This is a genomic window from Phyllobacterium myrsinacearum (assembly GCF_014138285.1).
GTDB classification, from domain to species: Bacteria; Pseudomonadota; Alphaproteobacteria; order Rhizobiales; family Rhizobiaceae; genus Phyllobacterium; species Phyllobacterium myrsinacearum_A.
In genome coordinates this window covers 1,001,376-1,012,931 of sequence record NZ_JACGXN010000001.1, presented here as the reverse complement: position 1 = coordinate 1,012,931, position 11,556 = coordinate 1,001,376, and the positions used below count along the sequence as shown (strand labels likewise).

Annotated in this window: 11 protein-coding genes; all 11 read left to right on the top strand. The window is 56.0% G+C overall.

The window, feature by feature from the left end:
* The 11 genes from FHW16_RS05050 to FHW16_RS05000 all read left to right on the top strand — a co-directional run bounded on the left by FHW16_RS05050 (window position 1) and on the right by FHW16_RS05000 (window position 11,421).
* Window positions 1-516 (top strand): DUF3859 domain-containing protein, encoded by a 516-nt coding sequence (locus FHW16_RS05050; protein WP_182548023.1) that lies wholly within the window; start codon window positions 1-3, stop codon window positions 514-516.
* Window positions 517-760: 244 nt separating this feature from the next.
* Complete coding sequence (locus tag FHW16_RS05045) at window positions 761-2,803, top strand: GAF domain-containing protein (RefSeq protein ID WP_182548022.1); 2,043 nt, start codon at window positions 761-763, stop codon at window positions 2,801-2,803.
* A 149-nt stretch (window positions 2,804-2,952) separates the two neighbouring features.
* On the top strand, window positions 2,953-3,642 hold the full coding sequence (gene tsaB, locus FHW16_RS05040; RefSeq protein ID WP_182548021.1) for a tRNA (adenosine(37)-N6)-threonylcarbamoyltransferase complex dimerization subunit type 1 TsaB: 690 nt from the start codon (window positions 2,953-2,955) through the stop codon (window positions 3,640-3,642).
* Window positions 3,639-4,142, top strand: a complete 504-nt coding sequence (gene rimI, locus FHW16_RS05035) for a ribosomal protein S18-alanine N-acetyltransferase (RefSeq protein ID WP_182548020.1) — start codon at window positions 3,639-3,641, stop codon at window positions 4,140-4,142. The genes tsaB and rimI overlap by 4 nt, the downstream gene beginning before the upstream one ends.
* 1 nt (window position 4,143) lies before the next feature.
* Window positions 4,144-5,013: a lysophospholipid acyltransferase family protein gene (locus FHW16_RS05030; protein ID WP_182548019.1), complete on the top strand. Its 870-nt coding sequence runs from the start codon at window positions 4,144-4,146 to the stop codon at window positions 5,011-5,013.
* Window positions 5,014-5,022: 9 nt separating this feature from the next.
* Window positions 5,023-6,450 carry a tRNA (N6-isopentenyl adenosine(37)-C2)-methylthiotransferase MiaB gene (miaB, locus tag FHW16_RS05025; RefSeq protein WP_182548018.1) on the top strand — a complete coding sequence of 476 codons (1,428 nt, stop codon included), beginning with the start codon at window positions 5,023-5,025 and terminating at the stop codon, window positions 6,448-6,450.
* A 31-nt stretch (window positions 6,451-6,481) separates the two neighbouring features.
* Window positions 6,482-7,501 (top strand): PhoH family protein, encoded by a 1,020-nt coding sequence (locus tag FHW16_RS05020; RefSeq protein WP_246711623.1) that lies wholly within the window; start codon window positions 6,482-6,484, stop codon window positions 7,499-7,501.
* A gap of 125 nt (window positions 7,502-7,626) precedes the next feature.
* The gene (gene ybeY / locus FHW16_RS05015) at window positions 7,627-8,160 is read left to right on the top strand and encodes an rRNA maturation RNase YbeY (protein ID WP_432651991.1); all 534 of its coding nucleotides are present in this window, start codon (window positions 7,627-7,629) and stop codon (window positions 8,158-8,160) included.
* A gap of 5 nt (window positions 8,161-8,165) precedes the next feature.
* Window positions 8,166-9,254, top strand: coding sequence for a hemolysin family protein (locus FHW16_RS05010; RefSeq protein WP_182548017.1), 1,089 nt, complete (start codon window positions 8,166-8,168; stop codon window positions 9,252-9,254).
* 57 nt (window positions 9,255-9,311) lie between these two features.
* Entirely contained in the window at window positions 9,312-10,901 is a 1,590-nt protein-coding gene (gene lnt, locus FHW16_RS05005; RefSeq protein WP_182548016.1) for an apolipoprotein N-acyltransferase, read from the top strand.
* Window positions 10,902-11,001: 100 nt separating this feature from the next.
* Window positions 11,002-11,421 carry a helix-turn-helix domain-containing protein gene (locus FHW16_RS05000; protein WP_182548015.1) on the top strand — a complete coding sequence of 140 codons (420 nt, stop codon included), beginning with the start codon at window positions 11,002-11,004 and terminating at the stop codon, window positions 11,419-11,421.
* Window positions 11,422-11,556 lie beyond the last annotated feature (135 nt).

Genomic DNA, 11,556 nt, shown 5'->3' with positions numbered 1-11,556 from the left:
ATGCGTCCCCCTTGCCTCCTGGCCCTGTTGCTCCCGGCATTGCTGGCCGGGGCGGGGTCAGCAAGGGCGCAAGCTGCCGAACCTGCCGTTGAAATCCTCAACTGGGGTCTGACACGGGCCAAGGACGTTGGCACGGAAACGGCACCGGATACACCGACAGGTTATAACCGTCTCGTTGATGGTCCGGTAGACGTTATCAGGGCCGAGAAAATTACCGCCTGTCTCGGAACCAGTTTCGGGGTGATGTACGCCGCTTTCAACATTCCCGATTTCCAGATACTGCCCATCATGGTCGTCGTCCAGCATCCGGCAATTTACACGCCCGATGGCCGCACGATGAAGCGCAGCAGCTGGCCCGACGGGGCAATCCATCAGCAGCGCTATGCGGGCTGGATGTTTGAGAAGAGCTATGAACTGGTCTCGGGTGTCTGGACGTTTTCACTGCAGGATACACACGGGCGCGAATTTGCCACCAAAAGTTTCGACGTAATCGCCGGAAGCTGCCCAGTATCCTGATACACATCGATGCCATTTCGAGGATATCTGGATTTGGCTAACTTGAAGGGATACCCCTTGTCCCTGACTGTATCCGGCGGAAGAAAGTCTTTGTCTAGGTAGGGGGAGGGCTTTTCATTTGCCTGCGACCACGGGGATAACGGGTATTTGCAAATAGCAATTGTCACGGGGCAAAATTAGGCTATTTGATAACCACGATTAGTTCCTGTGTTTCTCACACAAAATTTGGCGATTGGGTTTATCCATGAGCGATTTGCCCCATTCAGTTCTTCAGGACGCCCATAGACTGGCTGCTCTTGAGGAATATGAAATTCTTGATACGCCACCAGAGCCGGCATTTGATAATATTGTCTCCCTTGCCAAACAGATCTGCGAGACGCCGGTTGCCTTGATCAGTCTGGTCACGGGTGACAGGCAATGGTTCAAGGCCCGTACCGGTTTTGAACCCTGTGAGACACCGCTGGAGCAATCGGTGTGTGCCCATGCTTTGCCGGCAGGCTCCGTACTCATCATTCCTGATCTAACGCTCGACGAGCGAACCAGGCAAAATACGCTGGTGACCGGCGAACCTTTTATCCGGTTTTATGCAGGGGCGGTCCTCAATACGCCCAGCGGCGAGGCCATTGGCACGCTCTGTGTGATTGACAATATACCGCGTCCCGGCGGATTGAGCGACGCACAGATCGAAGCTCTGCAGGATCTTGCCGAACAGGTCGTCACCATTCTCGAATTGCGCCGGGTCATCGAGGACCGCAACGATCTGGTGATCCAACAACGCCGTACGGTGCGCTCCAGCCTCAGACGGGCATTGTCCAGCGAGGCGGCGCGCAACAAGCAGTATCGGGTCGATAGCTGGCTCGGGTCTGCTCAACAGGCGGGCGGTATCGGGGCGTTCGAGCTTAATGTCAAAACCAATATTGCCCGGGTTACACCCGAAATGTGCCGACTATACGGGCTGCCGGAGAGCGAGCAATATCCTGCTCCGACATTTGAGGCACTGACCTATGAGGAAGACAGGCATCTTGTTTCCGATCAGTCATCGCGTGGTGATGGAAACATCATTCTGGATATCGAATACCGGATCAGGCGGGTCGATGACGGGTCTTTGCGTTGGCTGAGCCGGCGCGGAGAGGTTGCCAATGACGACGCTGGTCAACCGGCGTTGTTCCGTGGCACCGTCCAGGACGTAACCAAGCGTAAGCAGGCGGAAATCCGGCAAGCCGCCCTTCTTGAACTGGGAGATAGTATTCGCGATGCCCGGACAACGGCCGAGGCAGCGGAAATTGCCTCAAGGGTTCTGGGTGAAAATCTGCATGCAGGCCGTGTCGGGTTCGCGATCATCGATCTTACGGCGGATATCTTCAATGTCGAAAACGACTGGACAGGGCCCGGCTTGAAATCCATGGCTGGTCGCCACTCGCTGGCCAATTTCAAAGCCACGATCAAGAACGCGCAGATCGGTATACCAATCGCCGTCTCCGACATATCCAGTACGGATTGGCTGGCCCTCGATTATGACGCTTATGCCGGACTTCAGACCCGTTCTTTCATCAAGGTTCCGTTGATGCATGGCGGCGAACTGGTTGGCCTGATGTTTGCACACGACGAAAATCCGCGGGATTGGGCAACGGATGAAATTCAGTTCGTTGTCAGTATTGCCGACCGGACCTATGCCGCCATCGCCAAACTGCAGGCCGAACATGAGCAGGGTATCCTCAATCAGGAACTGAGCCATCGCCTGAAAAACACGCTTACCATGGTGCAGGCAATCGCGTCCCAAACGCTGCGCGATGCACCACAGGATGCCGTCGAGGCGTTTAAACAGCGCATCATGGCGTTGAGTTCTGCCCACAATGTCTTACTGCATCAGAATTGGTCGGCGGCCCGCATCCGATCTGTCTTGGAAAGTGTTTTGGGATTGCATGGCGAAGCATCGCAGTTCAGCCTGCGCGGTCCGAATCTCAATCTCGGTCCCAAGGCTGTGTTGTCTCTATCATTGTTGTTGCACGAACTTGCTACAAATGCCCTGAAGTATGGGTCCCTGTCCAATATGCATGGCAAAGTGGACATCAGTTGGGAAATCCAGCGGGCTCAGTCACAGATGGAATTTATCCTGACATGGCGCGAGAGCGGGGGCCCCGCAGTAATTGCTCCGGAAAAGAAAGGGTTTGGCTCGCGTCTCATCCGCTTTGGCCTGTCCGGAACCGGTGACGCCAATATCGAATACGAGAAGGAAGGACTTGTTGCGCGGTTCAAGGCGCCGTTGGCGTTGATTATGGATAATTGATTGTAGCGCAACGCGATGAGTTTGCGATCCCGTAGACCGGAGAGAACTCGAGCAGGGACATCCGGTAAATACGATACCACGCACCGGAATCTGCATACAAAGCCTATCGCTACTTGTTTGCTGGCTGATTCTTGTTTACGCGATTGACCATGAAACTGCTTGCGCTTGATACGGCCTCCACACTTTGCTCTGTTGCTGTTCTCGATGTCGAAACCGGGACTATTCTCGCCGCAACAAGTGAGGACATCGGCAAGGGCCATGCCGAGCGTTTGATGGCGTTCATTGAACAGACGTTGGACGAGGCAGGGGTATCGATCAGCGCAATTGGCAAGATAGCCGTCAGTGTTGGCCCCGGATCATTCACGGGAGTGCGGGTCGGTGTGTCCACGGCGCGCGGATTCGGGCTCGCGCTGAAATGTCCAGTTGTCGGCATCAGCACGCTTGAGGCACTGGCTTTTAACGCCGGGCAGACATTCGCTGGCCGCTCGGTTCTCTCCATCATCGATGCTCGTCGGGACGAGATCTATGCGCAATTCTTCGCACCGGACGGTTCGTCCGACTCGGTGCCTGGTGTAACAACGTTGGCTGATATATTCGCCGCATTATCCGGTCGCCAGAACGATGTGGTATTGTCCGGTTCGGGTGCGGCGCTTGTCAATGCCGGCCGTGAGCAGAAACTGGATGTGGCCGTCACAACGTCGACAGGAACAATCGAAGCCTTCGCCCATCTCGGAGCACGGCGCCAATTCGATGGCGAAGCGCCCAAGCCGCTCTATCTGCGCGGGCTCGACGTCAAGCCGCAGCAGGGATTCGTGCTGAAAAGGAAGATCGCTGAATGATGGGCTTTCCCTTGGGCAATCTGCGAAGCCGTCCTTTCGTCATCGAGCCGTTGGCGCGCACCGATTCGGCACATTTGGCAAAGCTGCACCGGCTGACTTTCAGCCAGCCATGGAGCGACGAGGAATTCCATGCTCTGATGGTTGAGGCGAATGTCTTCGGTTTCATTGCCCGTGAAGAAGGCAACCTTTCTGCACCCCCGGGTGGTTTCGTGCTGGCGCGACTTGTGCTTGACGAAGCCGAAATTCTGACCGTCGCCGTTGCACCGGCATCGCAGCGCCGCGGTATCGGCCACGCGCTGATGGATGCGACCCTGCGCCATTTGCATAATGCGCGGGCCGATATGCTGTTTCTGGAAGTGGACGAAGTCAATTTACCGGCGCTTGCGCTCTACCGTCGTCTTGGATTCAAGCAGGTGGGGAAACGTCCGGGCTACTACGAAACTGCGGACGGACGCTCCGCGGCTTTGACCATGCGCCGCGATCTGAAGCAGGCGCGCTGACATGATGTCCTGGGTCCGTTTTGTATTTGCCTCTACAATTTTTGCGCTTGTCACGCTTTTTGCCTTGCCACTGCAATATTTGTTTGTGAAGGCGGGGTGGAACTTGCAGACGAAATTCCCGCTGCGATTCCATCGGATAGCTGCAAAGTTGCTCGGATTACGCATTCACATGCACGGCGATATGGCGACGGAACGTCCGCTGCTGCTTGCTGCCAATCACGCATCGTGGTCCGATATTGTTGTCTTGGGTTCCCTGAAGGAGATATCCTTCATCGCCAAGGCGGAGGTCGCGGACTGGCCGCTTTTTGGCATGTTCGCCAAATTGCAGCGTTCGGTCTTTGTCGAACGGGAAAAACGCGGCAAGACGCATGATCAGGCGAGCGAGATTGCAACGCGTCTGGCGGCCGGTGATGTGATGGTGCTGTTTGCCGAAGGTACGACCTCCGATGGCAATCGCGTCTTGCCTTTCAAGACGTCACTTTTTGGTGCTGCACAGGTGGCAATTCGCGAAACCAGCGTGGAAACAGTTACCGTGCAACCTGTCGCCATTGCCTATACGCGGGTTCACGGCGTGCCAATGGGGCGGTTCCATCGCCCGCTCATTTCCTGGCCGGGCGATGTGCCATTGGGGCCAAGCCTCATCGGGCTTCTGAAAGATGGTGCAATTGATGTCGACGTGTGGTTCGGCGAACCGATGACCATCGACAGCAAGACAAACCGCAAGACGTTGGCGCGTTTGATGGAGGAGCGCGTCAGGGCAATGATGTTGTCGTCACTCCTTGGGCGTGATCTTGTCACGCCAGCGGGCGAAAGCCAGGAGTCAGTCATTCCTGTCGACTCTGCTATTCTCAAAGACGCCAAAAAGCTTTAGAAGCCTCGCATGGACGATATCAGCATCACGCATAAGCCGGACGAAGCATCCGGAACCGCATCGCTTGCCAACACGCGCAAGGTCTATGTGAAGACCTATGGCTGCCAGATGAATGTGTATGACAGCCAGCGCATGACCGATAGCCTGGCTGCCGAAGGTTATAGTCCCACGGATACGGCAGAAGACGCCGATCTGGTGCTGATCAATACCTGCCATATTCGCGAAAAAGCGTCGGAGAAGCTCTATTCGGCGCTTGGCCGTCTGCGCAAGATGAAGGATGCCCGCGCCAAAGAAGGCCGCGAGCTGACAGTCGGCGTTGCCGGTTGTGTGGCGCAGGCGGAAGGGGACGAGATCACCCGCCGTGCACCGGTGGTGGATCTGGTGGTTGGACCTCAAACTTATCATCGTCTGCCGCAGGCGCTTGCCCGTGTGCGTCAGGGTGAACGGGTCGTCGAGACGGAATATGCGATTGAAGACAAGTTTGAGCATCTGCCCGCCCCGCGCAAGGAACAGACCAGAAGCCGTGGCGTTACCGCTTTTTTGACCGTTCAGGAGGGTTGCGACAAGTTCTGCACATTCTGTGTGGTGCCCTACACCCGCGGTTCGGAAGTCTCGCGACCGGTAGCACAGATTCTGAAGGAAGCTGAAAAGTTGGCCGATGCAGGTGTGCGTGAACTGACTTTGCTGGGCCAGAACGTCAACGCGTGGCATGGCCAAGGCGCGGATGGACGGGAGTGGGGATTGGGCGAACTGCTTTACCGGTTGGCCGATATTCCCGGCATTGCACGCCTGCGCTACGTGACCAGCCATCCGCGCGACATGGACGACACGCTGATCCATGCCCATCGTGACCTGCCCATGTTGATGCCCTATCTGCATCTCCCGGTTCAGGCTGGGTCGGATCGCATCCTCAAGGCGATGAACCGGAAGCATACGGCTGCGGATTACGTGCGCCTGATCGACAGGATTCGCGAAGCGCGTTCGGATATCGCACTTTCCGGCGATTTCATCGTCGGGTTTCCTGGTGAAACGGACGAGGATTTCGAGGCAACCCTGCAGATCGTGCGTGATGTCACCTATGCGGCCGCCTATTCCTTCAAATATTCACCGCGTCCGGGCACACCGGGTGCCGATATGGACGATCATGTTCCCGAAGCGGTGAAGGACGAAAGATTGCAGCGCCTGCAGGCCCTGCTGTCCGAACAACAATATGCATTCCAGCGCAGCCTGATCGGCAAGACCATGGATGTGCTGATCGAAAAGGCGGGGCGGGAGCCCGGACAGATGGTTGGACGATCTCCCTGGTTACAACCTGTAATTATCGATGTACATGGCGGCGAAATCGGCGACATAATCAACGTACGAATCATCAGCACGGGAACCAACAGTCTGGTTGGGGTTCGCGAGATGGAAACTACAAGCGACGGGACTATATAAGGACTGAACACCTTTTGGTAAGGAGAGCCGATTGACCGCCACCGAAAAGCTGAAACCCGCTCCGTCCGGAGCCTCGGATCTGGCGCATATCGTACTGACATTTGACAATAACCGGCTGGCAAGCGCCCTGTTCGGCCAGTTCGATGAGAACCTTGCCCGCATTGAGCAAAAGTTGGGTGTCGATGTCCGTTCCAAGGGAAATCAGCTCGCTATTCGTGGTGAGCCGGGCGCGACGGAGCAGGCCCGTAGGGCGCTCGACCAACTCTACGAACAGCTACAGAAAGGCCATGACATCTCGGCTTCCGATGTGGATGGGGCCTTGCGCATGGCTATTGCCGCTGACGATCAATTGACGCTTCCCACCATGGAAAACAAGAGCAAGATGGCTGCAGCCCAGATATCGACGCGCAAGAAGACGATTTTTGCCCGGACACCGACGCAGGACGCATATATGCGGGCGCTCGACCGCTCCGAGATGGTTTTTGGCGTCGGGCCCGCCGGTACAGGCAAGACCTATCTGGCCGTTGCTCATGCTGCCATGCTTTTGGAGCGTGGTCTGGTGGACCGGATTATTCTCTCACGGCCGGCTGTGGAGGCCGGTGAACGCCTGGGTTTCCTGCCCGGCGACATGAAGGAAAAAGTCGATCCCTATCTGCGGCCGCTATATGACGCGCTGTACGACATGATGCCCGCTGACAAGGTGGAGCGGGCAATCGCTGCCGGCGTCATCGAAATTGCGCCGCTGGCGTTCATGCGCGGACGCACGCTGGCGCACTCTGCCATCATCCTCGATGAGGCACAGAATACGACAGCCATGCAGATGAAAATGTTCCTGACGCGCCTTGGTGAAAACGGACGCATGATTATAACGGGTGATCCCAGTCAGGTTGATCTTCCGCCCGGCCAGAAATCAGGTCTGGTCGAGGCACTCAGAATTCTCGACGGCGTAAGCGGTATAGTCACAGTCCGCTTCTCGGACGTGGACGTTGTCCGCCATCCGCTCGTCGCTGCTATCGTCCGTGCTTACGACAAGGAAGGCGCCAAGCCCTGAGATATCTTCGAACACTTCGTCCCGTTGTCCACCTGTTGCGATTTTCTGTGCTTCCGGTGCTCATAGACTTCAATGTCCATGAGCGCTCCGGTTCTCGAAAACACCCAGCTGACTCGACGGGCTGAGTGCTCGAAACATATCTAACACTTGATGGTACAATTTTGATCGATATCGATATTCTCGTTGAAACGGACGATTGGGCTGATGAAGCCAGTTTGCAGGTGCTTGCCAAAAAGGCAATTGCTGCCGCATGGCAGGTGTTGGATGGTGGCCAGCAGCCAGAGAGTGAACTTAGCCTCGTTTTCACCGATGATGCGGCGATCAAAGAGCTGAACAATGACTGGCGCGACAAGGACAAGCCGACCAATGTCCTGTCATTTCCTGCCTTCCCGATCAAGCCGGGCCAGAAGCCGGGGCCAATGCTTGGCGATATCGTCATTGCGCGGGAGACAGTCGAGCGTGAAGCCGTCGAAGAGCAGAAGCTCTTTGACCATCATTTGACGCACCTGATTGTGCACGGGTTCCTGCATCTGCTTGGCTACGATCATATTGTTGAGAGCGAAGCGGAAGAGATGGAAGATCTGGAGCGTAAAATTCTCGCGCATCTTGCCATTCCCGACCCATATGCGCTATCGGTCACTGACGATCAATCCGATTGAGGACCATGTCTGACACGTCGCACCAGAACGATCCTGCCGCGCCCGCCAAGGGCATAACCGGGCAGGAGAGTGACGCCGAGGGGCAAAGTAGCACCAGAGCGCCCGCAACCGAAAAGCGCTCGCTTCTCACCGCAATCTTTCCATTTCTGCGCGCTCGCCCCGGCACATCCTTGCGAGAGGATATTGATGCGGCGCTTGCAGGTACGGACAACGGCGACACGGCTTTCTCGCCGGAAGAACGCGCCATGCTGCACAATATTCTGCGGCTGCGCGAGCTGCGTGTGGAAGATGTCATGATTCCGCGCGCCGATATCGAGGCCGTGGATATCACGACAACTCTGGGCGATCTGCTCGAGGTCTTCGAGAAATCCGGCCATTCGCGCATGCCCGTCTTTGCCGAAACGCTGGACGATCCGCGCGGCATGGTGCACATCCGCGATGTGGTCAATCACATCACCAAGATTTCCAGGGTGAAGACCCAGCGCCGGACCTCCGCCAAAGCGCCCAAAGGCCCCGTTGCGGCCAAGTTTGATCTTGGTAATGTCGAGCTGACCAAGACGATCGCAGAACTCAGCCTGATGCGCCCGATTCTGTTCGTGCCACCATCCATGCTGGCCAACGACCTGATGGGCCGCATGCAGGCACAGCGCATTCAAATCGCGCTGGTTATCGACGAATATGGCGGCACCGATGGATTGGTGTCGCTGGAAGATATTGTCGAAATGGTCGTCGGTAACATCGAAGACGAGCATGACGACGATGAAGTGATGATCATGGAAGAGCCGGAAGGTATCTTCATCGCCGATGCGCGTGCTGATCTTGAAGAGGTTGCCGGAAAGATTGGCTCCGGCTTCATTGTTGGCGAACACGGCGAGGATGTGGATACGGTCGGTGGCCTGATCTTCTCGATCCTTGGCCGCATTCCTGTGCGTGGCGAAATGGTGCAGGCCGTTCCGGGTTATGAATTCCACGTGCTGGAAGCGGACCCACGCCGTATTCGCAAGGTTCGCATTGTGCCCCTGCGCCATGCCGAACGCCGTTCGCGCGCCCCGCGACAGGGTGCGGCGGACGAACCTGCCGAAATGGACGAATGATTGGCGCAAGTCTCACCGGCTAAGACTGAAGAAAAATCAGAAAGGGTGGGGCATGGCATGATCCAGCGTCTGGCCGGAAAAATCATCCTGCTGTGGGGGTGGAAGCGCGTTGCGCTGGCCTTCCTCATGGGGGCGTTGGCGAGTTTTGCGCTTCCTCCCTATGATTTTTTCGCCGTTTGCTTCATTTCCTTTCCTGTTCTCGTCTGGCTGATAGACGGCGCCGTTGACAATGCGGGTGCAGGGCCCATTCGCAGGTTGCTGCCTGCCGCCATGATCGGCTGGTGGTTCGGCTTCGGTTACTTTGTCTTTGGACTCTGGTGGATCGGCAATGCTTTGCTCGTCGACGCCGCGCATTTTGCATGGGCCATTCCCTTGGCCATTCTTGGATTGCCGGCTGTTCTTGCTTTTTTTTATGCCTTTGCCGCGGCTTTGGCCCGGCTGTTCTGGAGCGAGGGGCTCGGGCGCATTCTCTCGCTGGCATTTGCCTTCGGCGTTGCAGAATGGCTGCGTTCTTTTGTGCTGACCGGTTTTCCATGGAATGCCATCGGCTATGCGGCAATGCCGGTTCCGGTTCTCATGCAGTCGTCGGTCATTGTCGGGTTGCTGGCAATGAATGCCCTTGCCGTTCTGGTGTTTTCTGTCCCCGCCTTGCTTGCAAGCCGCCGGGATATCAAGACAGGCGTGGTCTTGGCACTGATCCTGATTTGCGCCCATGTAGGCTACGGATTTTACAGGCTAAAAATGGCCACTTTGGTGGCAAAGGGCCCGATTGTGCGAATAGTCCAGCCGTCAATTGCGCAGGATCTCAAATTTGATGCCGGCGCCCGTCGCGATATTTTCGATAAATATCTCGCAATGAGTGACCAGGCACCAAAGGCAGGAGCCGCCAAACCCGGCGTGATCGTCTGGCCGGAAACAGCTGTCCCGTACATTCTGACCAAGACGCCCGACGCGTTGCAGGCCATTGCCGACACACTTGAAGAAGGCCAGGTATTGCTCGCCGGTGCCATTCGGATGGAAGAGCCGGGAGGTAGTCAGCAGCCACTTTATTACAACACGATATACACCATCAACGATGCGGGCGAGATTGTCGGTGCGGCGGACAAGGTACATCTCGTTCCTTTCGGAGAATATCTGCCCCTCGAAGGAATTCTGCGTAATCTTGGTCTGAGCGAGGTTGTGGAAATGCCGGGCGGATTTACCGCCGGTGCATCCCGGCAGTCGCTCCAGGTGAATGACAGTTTCGTTGCGTTGCCATTGATATGTTACGAGGCGATCTTCCCCGCTGAACTCGGTTATCAGGGAGCTCCCGCCGACGCTATTATCAACGTGACCAATGATGCCTGGTATGGGGATACACCTGGCCCCTACCAGCATTTCCGTCAGGCGCAATTACGCGCCGTCGAGCAGGGCCTGCCTCTCGTACGTGCAGCCAATAATGGACTGTCAGCGGTTGTGGATCCTTATGGTCGAATCATCGACGCCCTTGCGCTGGATGCCGTTGGCGTCGTAGATGCAGCGTTGCCGGGTAAGGTTCAGCTACCATTAAGTGAAGCCTTACGCAGGTTGCAATTTCTGATTGTACTCTGCGCGATTTTTGCTGCCGTACTTGCGTATTTTTACCGCGACAGAAGGCGTCTTGGTTGACTTTTATGCCTTTGCCCTGTCGAATACCGTTATATTTGGTCTGTTGATACATTGATGATAAAATTAGTTTTCAGCCCCATTTCATACGAATGAGATTTTCATGCCCGATAATAAAAAGCGACCGAACCCAGTTGACGTCCATGTGGGGGCACGCATTCGCTTGCGCCGCAACATGGTTGGTCTGAGCCAGGAAAAACTTGGCGACAGCCTGGGTATTACATTTCAGCAAATTCAGAAGTACGAGAAGGGCGTCAACCGGGTCGGTGCGAGTCGTCTGCAAGCGATCGGTAACGTTCTCAATGTGCCCGTCACATTTTTCTTTGACGATATGCCCGATCAGCCGGAAAAACAGCCGGGGTTCGAAGAAGAGAGTGACAACACCTATGTGGTTGGCTTCCTCAATAGCTCCGAGGGTATCCAGCTGGCTCGTGCTTTTGCAAAGATTGGCGATCCAAAAATCCGACGCAAGATTCTCGATCTTGTCCGGACTTTGAGTCATGAGGAAGATTCAGAACGATAGGCTGTCCGCAAGCCGGCCATTCTTAGCGAATTGTAGTAAAAAATTCTTCCAATGCCGTTTGTTTGAAAACGAAAGCAATTGACTGAATCCTCTGAGCTTGGCAAACACTACGCATGCTCGTTCCCTGCGGATCGA